Origin of the sequence: Streptomyces viridochromogenes, assembly GCF_001270495.1 — a bacterium.
GTDB lineage: Bacteria > Actinomycetota > Actinomycetes > Streptomycetales > Streptomycetaceae > Streptomyces > Streptomyces viridochromogenes_A.
The window spans coordinates 99,380-113,725 of sequence record NZ_LGUR01000253.1 but is presented as its reverse complement, the minus strand read 5'-3'; the positions used below and the strand labels follow the sequence as shown (position 1 = coordinate 113,725).

Sequence of the window (14,346 nt, the reverse complement as noted above, 5' to 3'; positions counted from 1 at the left end):
GCTCGACTCCGGATCCATAACGCTGAGTAATCCACTGTTACGGAAAGGTACTTGACGCTTCCGGACGGTACCCCCGGGCGGTTACCCTGCCAGTACCGCTGGGGGTGACATCTGTGCGCATAACACCCAAAACGCCCGAGGTGCGAGTACCGAAACTCGTCGGACTGATGGCCATGGACGCGCGCGAGGCAGCGAAGTCGCACGGCCTGCTCCTCAACGCACCGGACCGGCCGGACTTCCACCTGGTCGTCGTCGACTACGTCGTACGCCAGTATCCCCAGCCCGGTGCCGAGGTGCCGCGGGACTCGATGGTCTACGTCTGGTTCGACTTCGGCGAGGGTGAGGGCGGCGGAGGCGTACGCGAGCCACGCGTCCCGCGGCCACCCGGTGGCGGACTGCAGCGCGAACTCGACGAGCCCGGGGACCCGTACCCCGTCGTCAGCTCGGCTTGAAGCCCGGGACTCAGTCCTGCTTGAAGCCTCGGTGCAGGGCCACGACGCCGCCCGTCAGATTGCGCCAGGCGACCTTGGACCAGCCGGCCTTGCGCAGGTGTTCGGCGAGAGCCGGCTGGTCGGGCCAGGCGCGGATCGACTCGGCGAGATAGACGTAGGCGTCCGGGTTCGAGGACACCGCGCGCGCGACCGGGGGCAGGGCACGCATCAGGTACTCGGTGTAGACCGTGCGGAAGGGCGCCCAGGTCGGGTGCGAGAACTCGCAGATCACGACCCGGCCGCCGGGCCGCGTCACCCGGTACATCTCGCGCAGGGCGGCGTCGTAGTCCTGGACGTTGCGCAGCCCGAAGGAGATCGTCACGGCGTCGAAGGTGTCGTCCTTGAAGGGCAGCCGCGTCGCGTCGCCCGCCGTGAACGGCAGCCAGGTGTGCTTGCGCTTGCCGACCTGGAGCATCCCGAGGGAGAAGTCGCAGGGGACGACGTACGCGCCGGTCTGTGCGAACGGCAGCGAGGAGGTGGCCGTGCCGGCGGCCAGGTCGAGGATCTTCTGCGCGGGGCGCGCGTCGACGGCCTTGGCGACCTCCTTGCGCCATCTGCGGTCCTGGCCCAGCGACAGCACGTCGTTGGTCAGGTCGTACCGTTCCGCCACGTTGTCGAACATCGAGGCGACTTCGTGCGGCTGCTTGTCCAGGGATGCGCGGGTCACGGGCCCATTGTGGCAGTACGGCCTCACGGGACGAGCTTCGGCTTCTTCTTCCCGGCGACGTCCTCCACCCAGCCGCACGCAGTACGAACGCCGCGATCGGGATCCAGCCGATGCCGAACATGAACCACTGGCTCTCCAGCGGCAGGTACTTCTCGAACGCGGGCACGTTCCAGAACCGGTCGATCAGCGGGACGGCGAGGATCAGGGCGATCTCGTGCCAGAGGTAGATCGTCACCGCGCGCGTTGAAGACCGTGACCAGGCGGTCGGCGCGGCGGAAGCGGGCCAGCCAGGCGAAGTCGATGCGGAAGAACTCCTTCGCGTACATCAGCAGCGTCACATAGCCCGCACGAGCTCGGGCGCTTCTGTAATTCGCGGGCTGCGGGTCAAGGCGTGCACTCACCGGCGCCGGTACACCAGTCGCCCGTCCACCACCGTCGCCACGCACGTCCCCGCACCCCGCTCCGCGAGTTCCGCCTCGTCCCGCACGTCGAACACCGCGAACCGGGCTGCGGAGCCGCGCTCGCGCGGGGGCGGGAAGGCCACCGGCCGGCCGGAGGCGTACGGGTCGAGGGAAGGTACGCCGTCGGGGCGGCCGATACGGCCCATGACCGCCAGGCCGGTGCGCCGCACGGCGTCCCGTACCGCGCGGTTGCGCAGTTCCTCACAGGCCGCGCGGACCGTGCCGTACGACAGCATGCGCTGCACGCCGCGCCGGGCACTCGCACCCCACCGCGCGTCGTCCATGTCCAGCGCCGCCAGCGCGTCCCCGGTCAGCGGCTCGGTGCCCAGTTCGTCGGCCTCGCGGGGATCGGGGTGGTACGCCTCCTCCAGCAGCTCGTTGCCGTGGATGTTGATCAGCCCGGGCGTCATGATGCCCGGCCACTCCCGCACCCGCGCCCGCGGATGGGCGGCGACGAGCTCCGCCAGCGGCCCGGCGTCGGCGATCCAGTCGCCCTGGACGACGAGCGCGTGCCCCCTGGAGTCCGCGTGGATCGTCAGCACAGGCAGGTCAGTTGGAGGCCAGGAGCTTCAGCTCGGGGTGCGCGGTCCCGCCCTCGATCGCCGTCGACGAGATGTGGGACGCGACCCGCTCGTCGACGGGGTCGTTCGCCGGGTCGTCGTGCACCACGATGTGCTCGTACGTCGTGGTCCGCTGGGCCGGCACCCGCCCCGCCTTGCGGATCAGGTCGATGATCTCCAGCCGGTTGGAGCGGTGCTTGGCCCCGGCGCTGGAGACGACGTTCTCCTCCAGCATGATCGAGCCGAGGTCGTCGGCACCGTAGTGCAGCGACAGCTGGCCGATCTCCTTGCCGGTGGTCAGCCAGGAGCCCTGGATGTGCTGGATGTTGTCCATGAACAGCCGCGCGATCGCGATCATCCGCAGGTACTCGAAGATCGTGGCCTGCGTACGGCCCTTCAGGTGGTTGTTCTCGGGCTGGTAGGTGTACGGGATGAAGGCCCGGAAGCCACCCGTGCGGTCCTGGACATCACGGATCATCCGCAGGTGCTCGATGCGCTCGGCGTTGGTCTCGCCCGTGCCCATCAGCATGGTCGACGTGGACTCCACGCCCAGCCCGTGCGCGGTCTCCATGATCTCCAGCCAGCGCTCACCGCTCTCCTTCAGCGGGGCGATGGCCTTGCGCGGCCGCTCGGGCAGCAGCTCGGCGCCGGCGCCCGCGAAGGAGTCGAGGCCGGCCTCGTGGATCCGGGTGATGGCCTCCTCGACCGACACACCGGAGATCCGGGCCATGTGCTCGACCTCGCTCGCCCCCAGGCTGTGGATGACGAGCTGCGGGAACTCCTTCTTGATGGCGGCGAAGTGCGTCTCGTAGTACTCGACGCCGTAGTCCGGGTGGTGACCGCCCTGGAACATGATCTGGGTGCCGCCCAGCTCCACCGTCTCGGCGCAGCGCCGCAGGATGTCGTCCAGATCGCGGGTCCAGCCCTTGGCCTTGTCCTTGGGGGCCGCGTAGAAGGCGCAGAACTTGCACGCCGTGACGCACACGTTCGTGTAGTTGATGTTGCGCTCGATGATGTACGTCGCGATGTGCTCGGTGCCCGCGTACCTGCGGCGGCGTACGGCGTCGGCGGCGGCGCCCAGCGCGTGCAGCGGGGCGTCGCGGTAGAGGTCGAGCGCTTCCTCGGGGGTGATGCGTCCGCCCGCCGCGGCACGGTCGAGGACGGACTGAAGGTCGGCCTTCTCGGTCACCGGGGCGTCCCTTTCGTCAAGGGGTTGGACGGACCGAACCAGCGTACGCCAGCCCTGTTGCCGGACGGACGTCAGGCCGCGTACGCCCCGATCAGCAGCCCCACGAAGGCCCCACCGATCAGGAACGGCCCGAATGGGATCGCCGTGTTGCGCCCCGTCCTCCGAAGGATCACCAGGGCCCAGCCGTAGAGCGCCCCGAACAGGAACCCGGCGAAGGCGCCGAGCATGACCGTCGACCAGCCGTACCACCCCAGTACCGCCCCCGCCCCGAAGGCCAGCTTCACATCGCCGAAGCCCATGCCCCCGGGGTTGATGAGCCACAGCACGTAGTAGCCGGCGCCGAGCGCGAGCGTGGCCCACAGGGCGGTGGGCCAGTCACCGGCGTGCTCGGGGACGAGGGCGACCAGGCCGAGCAGTGCGGGCGCGGCGACCGCCAGCGTGAGGGTCAGCGGGTTGGGCAGCCGTCGTACCCGGAAGTCGACGACCGTGAGCAGTACGCCGACGGGCGCCAGCAGCAGCCAGACGCCCAGTTCGGGCCGGGTGTCGGTAGCGGCGGCGAGGGCGGCGCAGACGAGGGCCGTGGCGACGGCGAGCCTGGGGGCGCCGGGGCCGTACGGCGGCGTACCGGCCGCGCACCGCCCGCACCGGGCCCGCCCGAGCCAGCCTGCGATCGGGTGCCCGACAGGACACCGGTCCCGCCACCCCTCCTCGTCCGGCACGGAGAACCGATAGGCGGGCCGAGGCAGAAGCGCCCCCGCACCCGCACCCCACAGCGCTGCGACCAGGACCAGCAGCCCCGTGCTCGTGCTCATCAGACGGCCGGCAGCCCGTAGATCGCCGGGCCGTTCGTCACCATCAGACGGTTGCCGGCCAGGGCGATCTGCCAGGTGTCGCCGTGATACTCGCTGGTGGTGAAGGTCCAGCGCAGCTTGCCGGTCCTGGACTGGAGGGCGACCACACCGCCGTCCAGGGAGCCGGTGGCGCCGTAGAGGGTCGTGCCGGCCTTCCGGAACGTCTCCGGGCCCTCGACGTCGAGTTCGTCACAGAGCCAGATCCGCTTGCCGGTCTTCACGTTCACCGCCCAGACGCCGTCGTCGTAGTCGCTCGCGTAGAGGACGCCGTCGACGACGGTCGGGTTCTTGAAGCCGCGGCGGCCGTTCGGGCCCAGCGTCCAGACGGTGGTGCCGGTGTCCGCGTCCACGGCTCTGAGCTTGTCGCCCGGCAGGAAGACCAGCCCGTTCGCGACCGTGGGCCGCCAACTCCAGTCGTCACCGATCTTCTTGGTCCACAGCTGCCTGCCCGTGGCGGTGTCCCGGACGGTGAGGTTGAACTTGGAGTCCGTGTAGACGAGGTACTTGCCGGAGGCCGTGCCCTGCACGTCGTAGTCGTCGGTGCCCCAGTCGCGCCGCTGCACCCACACCGTCTTCCCGGTGGTGTGGCTGATCGCGGCGACCGCCGTGCGGTAGTCGGTGGCGCTCTTGGAGTCGCTGTAGTCGGTCGCCGTGACGTACACGTTCCGGTCGTCGACGGCGAGCGGGTCCTCGACGCTCAACTGCTTGCCGAGCCGGCTGCGCCACACTTCCTTGCCGGTCGTCACGCCGTATGCGACGAGTACACCGTCGTAGTCGCCGTCGGCCAGGAACACCTTGCCGCCGTGGAAGAGCAGCGGAGCACCGGGGCGGCAGATCTCCGGCCTGGACCAGCGGGGCTTGCCCGTCTTCACGTCGTACGCCACCAGCGGGTCGCCGCTGACCAGGAGCAGGCCGTCGTGGACGAGGAGCGGTACGTCGGGGTTGGTGCTGTCGTCCGCGACGGTCCTGCGCCACAGCGGCTGGGGGGCGACTCCGGCCGGCGGGGTCGTGAAGTTCTCCGCGGCGGGCCGGGCCGAACCGGCGCCCTCGCCGCTCTCCCCCGTCGCACCGCCGGACTCCTCGGTCTCCCGCCCGAGCCACACCGCCGCGCCCCCACCCACCACCGCGACCGCCGCCGCACCGCCGAGCGCGAGGCCGAGGGCACGACGACGGGAGGGGGCGGCGGGGGAACCGGCCTGGGGAGAGCCCAGGTGGACCGTGCCGGCCTGCGGGGTGTTCTCGCCGCCGGGGGCAGGCGGATAGCCGTATCCCGGAGCAGGGGTCCCATAGCCGGGCACGGGCGCCCCCACCGTCGGCGCGCCCATCGCCGGTGCCGGCCCGAAGGAAGCCGCGGTCTGCGGCTGTTCCGGCGCCTCCAGGTCCAGGATCCGGGCCGCGTGCGTGGCGATGGTCGACGCGACCGCCGACGGCAGCCAGTCGCTCAGCACGCCTTCGACGCCCTGCGGCGCCAGGGCCGCGACGATCTCGGCGGGCGCCGGCCGCCGCGCCGGGTCCTTCAGCAGACAGGCACGGACGAGGCCGAGGAGCGACGGCGGTACGTCCGCCAGGTCCGGCTCCCCGTGGACGACCTGGTAGAGCAGTGCCGCGTGCGAGGCGGCACCGTCACCGAAGGCGCTGCGCCCGGTCGCGGCGAAGGCCAGCACCGCGCCCAGCGAGAAGACGTCACCGGCCGGCCCCACGTCCTGCCCCAGGGCCTGCTCCGGCGGCATGTAACCGGGGGAACCGACCACAACTCCCGTCTGTGTCATACGACTTCCGTCCACCGCACGCGCGATGCCGAAGTCGATGACCCGCGGGGCGTCGGCGGCCAGCAGGACGTTCGAGGGCTTGAGATCGCGGTGGATCAGGCCCGCCGCGTGGACCTCCTGGAGGGCGGCCGCGAGCCCCGCGCCCAGCGCGCGGACCGTGCGCTCCGGCAGCGCCCCGTGCGCGGCGACCACGTCGGTGAGGTCGGGACCGAGAACGTACGACGTCGCCAGCCAGGGCAGCGCGGCGTCCGGGTCGGCGTCCACGACGGGGGCCGTATAGCGGCCGGAGACCGCCCTGGCTATGTCGACCTCGTGCCGGAAACGTTCCCGGAAGTCGGCGTCCGCCGCCAGATCCGGGCGGACCACCTTCACTGCGACGGTACGGCCGCCGGGAGAGCGGGCCAGGTAGACGCGCCCCATGCCACCGGCACCGAGCCTGCGCAGCAGTCGGTACCGGCCCAACTCCCGGGGATCGTCCGGTTGCAGTGACTCCATGGTGGGCCTCCCCCGTCGGCGTGCTGGCGTGAGCAGACACAGTAGTAAGCGCAGCCACGGGAGTTGTCACCGCTACTCCACCTCGGATGTCCCCTACTCGACCTTGGACAACCGCGCCTCGGGGTTGCCTTCCGCGTCGCTCTCCGAGGTGTACAGCAGGTCGTCGCCCGTCGGCGTGATCCGGACGGTGTGCGGTTTCGGGTTGCAGCCGGCGTGGTTGGTCTTCCGGCCCACGGACGTCACGACCAGTTCCTTCGCCGTCACCTTCTTCAGGGTCAGTACGTCGTTGCAGGCGAGGCCGAGCAGGTCCGTCGCCCGGAGCGTGCCCAGCTCCTCGCCCACGTCGGCCTTGTGCACGGTCAGCCGGAAGGTGCCGGCCGGCAGGGCACCGTCCAGGGCGTTGGCCTTGCCCTCCCAGGTGCCGAGGTAGCGGGCGGGGACGGAGCCCTCGACCGGCGCGGTGGAGGCGTCCTTGCCCGGCGCCTGGGACGACGAGGCGGAGTCGGAACCGGCGTTGGTGTCCTGGTCCCCGCCCGGCAACAGCTCGAACACGAACACGGACCCCACCGTCACCGCGGCCAGTGCCCCCGCCACCGCGAGCGCCACGGTGCAGCTCATCCTGCGCCCCCGCCCGTCCTCCCCCGGCGTCGAGGCAGCCGCGACCGACAGGGAGAGCTTCCCGGGCAGCCGGTCGCCGGAAGCGGGGGTCGCGTCCCGCGGCACGGCATCGCGCGGCTCGGGCACGGCGGAAGGCGGCGGCGCGGGTGGGACGGAGGGCGGCACGGGCGTAGACGCACCACTCGCCGCCGCACCACTCCCGGGCGCACCACTCGCCGCCACGCCACTCCCCGGCATCACCGGCATCACCGGCGGCGGCCCGAACTCCCCCACCGTCGCCGGCCGGCTGAAGTCCACCAGCCCCGACGCGACGTCCGCCGCCCCCGTGTCGACCGCATCCAGGTTCAGCAGCTGCACAGCACTACGGCTGACCTGCTCGACCAGCCCGCCCGGCAGCCACCCGCCCGCCACCAGCCGGGCCGCCCCGTCCGGAGCCAGCCGCCGCCCCACCTCACCCGGCGTGGGCCGGGCACCGGGGTCCTTGGCCAGGCATGCCTCCACCAGTTCCCGCATCTCGCCGTCCAGCGGGCCGAGTTCGGGCTCCTCGTGCACGACCTTGTACAGCAGCGCGGCCGACGAGTCCCCGGAGAAGGGCGGTTCCCCGGTCGCCGCGTACGCCAGCACCGCGCCGAGCGAGAAGACGTCCGCCGCGCCCGTGATGCCCTTGCCCAGGATCTGTTCGGGCGACATGTAACCGGGGGAGCCGATGGAGACGCCGGTCGAGGTCAGGGACGCGGTCCCGTCCGTGGCCCGCGCGATGCCGAAGTCGATCAGCAGGGGGCCGTCCAGCGTGAGCAGGACGTTCGACGGTTTCACGTCCCGGTGCACAAGTCCCAGTTCGTGCACGGCCGCCAGCGCCTCGGCCAGCCCCGCCCCCAGCGCCCGTACGGAAGAGGAAGGCAGCGCACCCGAGTCCGCGACCGCGGCCGACAGCGAGGGGCCGGCCGCATACCCCGTGGCCACCCACGGCACCGCCGCCTCGGGATCCGCGTCCAGCACGGGCGCCGTCCACGCGCCGCCCACCCGCCGCGCCGACTCCACCTCCCGGCGGAAGCGGGCGCGGAACTCCTCGTCCAGCGCGAAGTGCGGGTGCACGATCTTGACGGCGACCGTACGGCCGCCCGCGCTGCGCCCCACGTACACCCGCCCCATGCCGCCGGAGCCGAGCCGGCCGAGCAGCCGGTACGGCCCGATGGCGGTGGGTTCGTCAACTCCGAGCGGCTGCATCGGCGTCCACCCTTCCCCCGTACCGTCCCCCGTACGGCTCATCACGCCGGTAAAACTCTCCAGCAGGTTAGTGCTGAAGCACCCGGATCTTCATGGCTGGAGCAGGTCTACCTTCACATCCGCCGGGAAGCCCGTGGTGGGCCCCACCCGCCGCGCGAACTCCGCGACGGCCGCGAGCTGCGGGCTCCCGAAGCGGAAGTCGAGGGTCGTGAAATACCGCTCCAGGATCCGCTCGTCGAACGCCTCCCAGCGGGCCGCCTGCTCGGCGACCTTGCCGACCTCCTCCAGGGAGAGGTTGCGGGAGTCGAGGAAGGCCTCGTGGACCTTGCGGGTGATGACCGGCTCGCGCTCCAGGTAGTCCCGGCGCGCCGCCCAGACCGCGAAGACGAAGGGCAAGCCGGTCCACTCCTTCCAGAGCGAGCCGAGGTCGTGCACTTCGAGGCCGTACCGCGGGCCGTCCAGGAGGTTGGCCCGCAGCGCCGCGTCTCCGATGAGTACGGCCGCCTCCGCCTCCTGCATCATCAGGCTGAGGTCGGGCGGGCACGTGTAGTAGTCCGGCCGTACGCCGTAGCGCTCGGCGAGCAGCAGCTGGGCGAGGCGGACCGAGGTGCGCGAGGTGGAGCCGAGGGCGACCCTGGCGCCGTCCAGTTCGTCCAGCGGGACCTGGGAGACGATCACGCAGGACATCACGGGGCCGTCGCAGCCGACCGCGATGTCGGGGAAGGCGACCAGGTCGTCGGCGTTGCGCAGGAACTCGACGAGGGTGATCGGCCCGATGTCGAGGTCGCCCCGCACCAGCTGCTCGCTGAGCTTCTCCGGGGTGTCCTTGGTCAGCTCGAAGTCGAGGAGCGTGCCCGTTCTCGCGAGCCCCCAGTACAGGGGCAGGCAGTTCAGGAACTGGATGTGGCCTACGCGCGGCCGGGTGCGAGAATTGTCCACATCGCGACACTAGACCCCATGGGGTAGCGTGCAGCCTTCAGGGTCGTGACACCTCCGTCACAACCACCCTCATCCCCGCCTCGTCAAGCCGACACGGGATCCCTCGTCAAGCCGATACTCGATCTTCAAACATCCGAGTGACGTGATCTTGACCTCTATTGCTTTCGGCTGCCCGCGTGCTAGGCTCGCCGCAAGTTGCAGTTTGGTTTCCCTTGCAGTACAGAGCCTGCGGAGCATGTGACCGCGGGCTCTCGTCGTTTTCAGACGTATGCAGTTGTGCGGCATCTTGTTTTCACACTTGCAGGGTTCTGGAGCAGGGCAACCCTTTGGGCCCAAGGAGGGCTTATGGCTACCGGAACCGTGAAGTGGTTCAACGCCGAAAAGGGCTTTGGCTTCATCGCCCAGGAAGGCGGCGGCCCCGACGTCTTCGTTCACTACTCCGCGATCAACGCGAGCGGTTTCCGTTCGCTGGAGGAGAACCAGCAGGTCTCCTTCGACGTGACGCAGGGCCCGAAGGGTCCTCAGGCGGAGAACGTCACCCCGGTCTGAGTCTTCGGTCTCGGAGCCTGGTGCTTTGATCCGGAACAGATAGCAGTACCCAAGGAGCCCCGTGCCGCAAGGCAACGGGGCTCCTGCCTTTGTGTCCGGCGGGCTAGACGTGCTGCATGACCAGCACGAACGTCGTCCCGGGCGCCAGCGCTTCGTACGAGTGCGGCACATCTCCGCGATACGACATGTAGTCGCCCGGCCCCAGATCCACCTCCTCGCCCCGGGGCCCCGCCTTGACCCGCCCCGTGCTGACGATCAGATGCTCCACGCTCCCCGGAATGTGCGGCTCCGAGTCACGGGCCGAGCCCGGTTCCGCGCGCAGGTGATAGAGGTCCCGGCGGGCGCCGGGCGGACTGGCCGAGAGCAGGGTCGCCACGAAGTCCGCCCGCTCGGAGGCGACGGTGGGCCCCTCGCCCGCCCTGATCACCTGAACGGCCGGTGCCGGCGGCTCCACCAGCACGCTGAACGGCACACCGAGCGCGACCCCCAGCGCCCACAGCGTCTCCACGCTGGGATTTCCGCTGCCCGCCTCCAGCTGGGAGAGCGTGGACTTGGCGATCCCGGCCCGTTTGGCCAGCTCGGAGAGGGACAGTCCGGCCCGGGTGCGCTCGCGCCGCAGCGAGACGGCGATCCAGGTGAGGGGCTCGCTCATGGGTTCACTTCCTAGCGTTCGCTGTACGAGTACGTTCGTTCGTCTTGACGAACAGCACCCAGCTTGTTCATTCTGGAAAACATGCGTTCGCTACTCCGAACACCCATGATGGCACCTCTGGTGCGTGACAGTGCGCTCGTCTGGCTGGCCAGCGGCGTCGTCGGCGTCTCCTTCGGCGCCATCTCGGTGACCGGCGGGCTGCCCGTGTGGGTGCCGGTGGTGATGTCGCTCGTCGTATACGCGGGCTCCGCCCAGTTCAGCGCGGTCGGGGTGCTGCTCGCCGGGGGCGGGCCGGTGGCCGCCGCGGCGACGGGGCTGCTGCTCAACACCCGCACGCTGGCCTTCAGCCTCGCCGTCGCGGACATCCTCGGCCGCGGCCGCCTCGCCCGTCTCCTCGGCGCGCACCTGGTGACCGACGAGACGGTGGCCTTCGCCCTCGCCCAGTCGGATCCGGCGCGGCGGCGGGCGGCTTTCTGGATCTCCGGGTTCGGGCTGTTCGCCGTCTGGAACCTCGGCGTCCTGGCCGGCGCGCTGGCCGGCGACGCCCTGGGCGACACCGGCACCTACGGCCTGGACGCGGCCTTCCCGGCCGTCCTCGTCGCCCTGGTGCTGCCCGCCCTGCGCGAGAATCCGGCCGTACGGCGGGCCGCGCTGCTCGGGGCCGCGCTGGCCCTGGCGGTGACACCCGCCGTCCCGGCCGGGGTGCCGGTGCTGGTGGCGCTGGCGGGGCTCGCCGGACACGGGCGCGACGGGGGGCGTACGGCATGAGCGCGACGGTGGCCATGATCCTGGCGCTGGCGGTCGGGACGTATGCCTTCCGGCTGGTGGGGCCGGTGCTGCACGGCCGGGTGGCCATTCCGCCGCGTGTTCAGGAACTGTTGTCGGCGGGCGCGATCGTCCTGCTGGTGGCCCTGTTGGCCACGGGCGCGCTGACGGAGGGCGGCGGCTTCGCGGGGTGGGCGCGGCCGGCCGGGGTGCTGGTGGGCGGCGTGCTGGCGTGGCGGCGGGCGCCGTTCCCGGTGGTGGTGCTGGGCGCGGCCGGGGTCACGGCGGTGCTGCGCGCGGCCGGGGTGGCGTGAGGAGGGCCCATGGGAGGATTGCCGAGTGACCAGCGATGATGAGAACAACCACGGGGAGAGCGGCGGGAGTGCCGCGGGCAACAAGCTGGCGATGGGGATGTCCGTCGGACTCTGCCTCGGCGTGAGCATCGGCCTCGTCCTGGGGATGACCGTCCTCGACAACCTGGCCCTCGGGCTGTCGCTGGGGATGTGCATGGGCATCGCCGTCGGCACCGGGGTCGGTGTCGGCCGGATGCGGGCCGGGGAACAGGAAGACGGAGGCGAGTAGCCGCACGCCTTCGCTAAGGTCCCCGGCCATGACCGAAGCCGACTTCCTGACCACCACCCGCACCTTCTACGACGCCATCGCCGAGGACTACGCGACCCTCTTCAAGGACGCGCTCGCGAAGAGGCCCCTGGAGCGGGCGATGCTGGCGCTGTTCGCCGAACTCGTCGACGGGGACGGCCCGGTGGCCGACCTCGGCTGCGGCCCGGGCGAGGCGACCGGCCATCTCGCCTCGCTGGGGCTGCCGGTGTTCGGCATCGACCTGTCGGAGTCGATGCTGGCGATCGCCCGCCGCGAGAACCCGGGGCTGCGTTTCGAACGGGGCTCCATGCTGGAGCTGGACCTCCCGGACGGCACGCTGGCCGGCGCCATGTCGTTCTACTCGTCCATCCACACACCGATGGAGCAACTCCCGGCGCTTTTCGCCGAGTTCCACCGCGTACTGGCCCCGGGCGCGCCACTGCTCGTCGCGTTCCAGACGGGCGACGAGCACCGCCACCACGACCGGCCCTTCGGACACCCGGTCGCCCTCACCTTCCTGCGCCGCCGCCCCGAGGACATCGCCGAACTGCTGACGGCGGCCGGATTCGCCCTCGTCTCCCGGACGGTCCGCGAACCGGACCCGGCGTTCGACGAGACGGTCGCACAGGCGTTCCTGATCGTCCGCAAGCCCGCCGCCTGAGGCCGCTCAAGAAGCGCCGGCGATATCCCTCGCCGCGATGTACCCGAACGTCATCGCCGGGCCGATCGTCGAGCCCGCGCCCGCGTAGCTGCGCCCCATCACGGCCGCGCTCGCGTTGCCGGCGGCGTACAGGCCCCGGATCACCGAGCCGTCCTCCCGCAGCACCCGGGCGCGGGCGTCCGTGACGAGGCCGCCCTTGGTGCCGAGGTCGCCGGGGACGATACGGAAGGCGTGGTACGGGGGGAGCCAGAGCGGTGCCAGGCAGGAGCTCGGCAGGACGGACGGGTCCGTGTAGTAGTGGTCGTAGGCGCTGTCGCCCCGGTGGAAGTCGGGGTCCTTGCCGCGCCACGCCTGGGAGTTGAAGCGGTCCACGGTGGTGCGCAGGGCCGCCGCCGGGACGCCGATCGAGGTGGCGAGCGCGTCCAGGGTCCAGGCCTTGTGCGCGGCGCCGGAGTCGTACCAGCCGGCCGGGAAGGGCAGGGTCGGCAGGACGTCCTTGAAGAGATACCGGTTCCGGTAGTTCTGGTCGACGATCAGCCAGGACGGGATGGCCGGGCTGGTGTCGTGGGCGTCGTACATGGTGTGGACGACGTCGCTGTAGGGGGCGGCCTCGTTGACGAACCGGGAGCCGGCCGCGTTGACCAACAGCCCGCCGGGGAGGGTGCGTTCGGCCAGGCAGAAGTACGGCTGGCCGGGGAGCGGGATCGCCGGGCCCCACCAGGCGTCGTCCATGAGCCCGAGGGCGGCGCCGAGCCGGTGCCCGGCCCTGATGCCGTCGCCGGTGTTCTCCTTCGCGCCGACCGTCCAGTCCGTGCCGATGGGCTGGCGCTGGTAGCGCTCGCGCATCGCCGCGTTGTGCTCGAAGCCGCCCGAGCCGACGATCACGCCACGACGGGCGCGGACCAGGCCGGGGGCGCCGTTCCGGGTGACGACCGCCCCGCTCACGGCGCCGCTCTCGACGTACAGGTCGGTGAGCGGCGTGTCGAGCCACACCGGGACCCCGGCCGACCGCAGCCCCAGGCGCAGGCCGGCCGCCAGCGACTGCCCCATGGTCAGCGGCTTCTCCCCGCGCAGTGCCGCGGCCGCACCCCGCGCCAGACACTCCGCCGCCACCGCGGCCCCCTTGGCGTTCACCGCCGCCAGGGCCAGCCACTTGTAGTCCGCGCTGAAGACGACCATGCCGGCGGGCACGTCCATGTACGGCGGGTTCAGATGCACGAGTTCGGCGCCCAGGAGGTTGCCGTCGAGCTGGTCGGGCTCGACGGAGCGGCCGTTCGGGAGGCCGCCGGGCAGCTCGGGGTAGTAGTCGCTGTAGCCCTCCATCCAGCGGAAGCGGAGCGGGCTGTGGGCCATGACGAAGGAGAGCATCGCCGGGCCATGGGCGAGGAAGGCCCGCTGCCGCTCGACGGGGACGTCGGGCCCGACCACGGCGGCGAGGTATTCGGCGGCCTTCGCGGGCGTGTCCGGTACACCGGCCGCGAGCACCACCGAGTTGTTGGGGATCCAGATCCCCGCACCGGACCGCGCGGCGGACCCGCCGAAGGTGGGCGCCTTCTCCACCACCACACAGCTCAGGCCCTGCCGGGCGGCGGTGAGGGCGGCGGTCATGCCGGCGGCTCCGGAGCCGATGACGACGACGTCGTAGGTGCCGAGCAGGGGCAGGTCGGCGGCTCGCGCCGCCGGCTGGGCCGCTCCCACGACACCGAAGGCGGCCGCCGTGCCCGCGGCGCCCGCGGCGAGTACGTGTCTTCGCGAGGGGTGCGCGTCCGTGGTCATGATTGCCGCTCCCGCCTGGGCCGTCCGCCGAACTCTGACTATGTGCCAGAAATGCGAATGTGGCGCGCCTGTCCCG

At 71.5% G+C, this 14,346-nt stretch carries 15 protein-coding genes and 1 pseudogene; 6 read left to right on the top strand and 10 right to left on the bottom strand.

All coding sequences use genetic code 11. The features are described from left to right. Positions 1-140 precede the first annotated feature (140 nt). Entirely contained in the window at positions 141-452 is a 312-nt protein-coding gene (locus ADK36_RS41125) for a PASTA domain-containing protein (protein WP_078916356.1), read from the top strand. A gap of 10 nt (positions 453-462) precedes the next feature. Here ADK36_RS41125 and ADK36_RS41120 read toward each other — a convergent pair whose 3' ends face one another. The 8 genes and pseudogenes from ADK36_RS41120 to ADK36_RS41090 all read right to left on the bottom strand — a co-directional run bounded on the left by ADK36_RS41120 (position 463) and on the right by ADK36_RS41090 (position 9,267). Then, positions 463-1,158 carry a demethylmenaquinone methyltransferase gene (locus ADK36_RS41120; protein ID WP_048583021.1) on the bottom strand — a complete coding sequence of 232 codons (696 nt, stop codon included), beginning with the start codon at positions 1,156-1,158 and terminating at the stop codon, positions 463-465. 23 nt (positions 1,159-1,181) lie between these two features. Continuing rightward, positions 1,182-1,505: pseudogene (locus tag ADK36_RS47335) on the bottom strand (acyltransferase family protein); the annotation flags it as partial. A 50-nt stretch (positions 1,506-1,555) separates the two neighbouring features. Further along, positions 1,556-2,161: an imidazolonepropionase-like domain-containing protein gene (locus ADK36_RS41115; RefSeq protein WP_048583020.1), complete on the bottom strand. Its 606-nt coding sequence runs from the start codon at positions 2,159-2,161 to the stop codon at positions 1,556-1,558. A 7-nt stretch (positions 2,162-2,168) separates the two neighbouring features. Continuing rightward, the gene (mqnC, locus tag ADK36_RS41110; protein ID WP_048583019.1) at positions 2,169-3,368 is read right to left on the bottom strand and encodes a cyclic dehypoxanthinyl futalosine synthase; all 1,200 of its coding nucleotides are present in this window, start codon (positions 3,366-3,368) and stop codon (positions 2,169-2,171) included. A gap of 71 nt (positions 3,369-3,439) precedes the next feature. After that, complete coding sequence (locus tag ADK36_RS41105; protein ID WP_053201249.1) at positions 3,440-4,180, bottom strand: prepilin peptidase; 741 nt, start codon at positions 4,178-4,180, stop codon at positions 3,440-3,442. Then, positions 4,180-6,483: a protein kinase domain-containing protein gene (locus ADK36_RS41100; protein ID WP_053201247.1), complete on the bottom strand. Its 2,304-nt coding sequence runs from the start codon at positions 6,481-6,483 to the stop codon at positions 4,180-4,182. Before ADK36_RS41100 ends, ADK36_RS41105 begins: the two co-directional genes overlap by 1 nt. A gap of 93 nt (positions 6,484-6,576) precedes the next feature. Further along, positions 6,577-8,328 carry a serine/threonine-protein kinase gene (locus ADK36_RS41095; protein WP_053201245.1) on the bottom strand — a complete coding sequence of 584 codons (1,752 nt, stop codon included), beginning with the start codon at positions 8,326-8,328 and terminating at the stop codon, positions 6,577-6,579. Positions 8,329-8,418: 90 nt separating this feature from the next. Beyond that, on the bottom strand, positions 8,419-9,267 hold the full coding sequence (locus ADK36_RS41090) for a menaquinone biosynthetic enzyme MqnA/MqnD family protein (protein WP_048583015.1): 849 nt from the start codon (positions 9,265-9,267) through the stop codon (positions 8,419-8,421). 345 nt (positions 9,268-9,612) lie between these two features. Here ADK36_RS41090 and ADK36_RS41085 point away from each other — a divergent pair, with 345 nt between their 5' ends. Beyond that, positions 9,613-9,816, top strand: a complete 204-nt coding sequence (locus ADK36_RS41085) for a cold-shock protein (RefSeq protein WP_003992177.1) — start codon at positions 9,613-9,615, stop codon at positions 9,814-9,816. Positions 9,817-9,919: 103 nt separating this feature from the next. Here ADK36_RS41085 and ADK36_RS41080 read toward each other — a convergent pair whose 3' ends face one another. Further along, a complete protein-coding gene (locus ADK36_RS41080) occupies positions 9,920-10,468 on the bottom strand; it encodes a helix-turn-helix domain-containing protein (protein ID WP_048583014.1) in 549 nt (182 codons plus the stop codon). Between the two features lie 81 nt (positions 10,469-10,549). Between ADK36_RS41080 and ADK36_RS41075 the strand changes: the two genes are divergently transcribed. Genes ADK36_RS41075 through ADK36_RS41060 form a run of 4 tightly spaced genes read left to right on the top strand, consistent with a single transcriptional unit; the run spans position 10,550 to position 12,494 of the window. Then, on the top strand, positions 10,550-11,236 hold the full coding sequence (locus ADK36_RS41075) for an AzlC family ABC transporter permease (RefSeq protein WP_053201244.1): 687 nt from the start codon (positions 10,550-10,552) through the stop codon (positions 11,234-11,236). After that, positions 11,233-11,547 (top strand): AzlD domain-containing protein, encoded by a 315-nt coding sequence (locus ADK36_RS41070; protein ID WP_048583012.1) that lies wholly within the window; start codon positions 11,233-11,235, stop codon positions 11,545-11,547. Before ADK36_RS41075 ends, ADK36_RS41070 begins: the two co-directional genes overlap by 4 nt. A gap of 25 nt (positions 11,548-11,572) precedes the next feature. Continuing rightward, on the top strand, positions 11,573-11,815 hold the full coding sequence (locus ADK36_RS41065) for a hypothetical protein (RefSeq protein WP_048583011.1): 243 nt from the start codon (positions 11,573-11,575) through the stop codon (positions 11,813-11,815). A gap of 28 nt (positions 11,816-11,843) precedes the next feature. After that, positions 11,844-12,494, top strand: coding sequence for a class I SAM-dependent DNA methyltransferase (locus tag ADK36_RS41060; RefSeq protein ID WP_048583010.1), 651 nt, complete (start codon positions 11,844-11,846; stop codon positions 12,492-12,494). Between the two features lie 6 nt (positions 12,495-12,500). Here ADK36_RS41060 and kstD read toward each other — a convergent pair whose 3' ends face one another. Further along, positions 12,501-14,270: a 3-oxosteroid 1-dehydrogenase gene (kstD, locus tag ADK36_RS41055; protein ID WP_053201241.1), complete on the bottom strand. Its 1,770-nt coding sequence runs from the start codon at positions 14,268-14,270 to the stop codon at positions 12,501-12,503. Positions 14,271-14,346 lie beyond the last annotated feature (76 nt).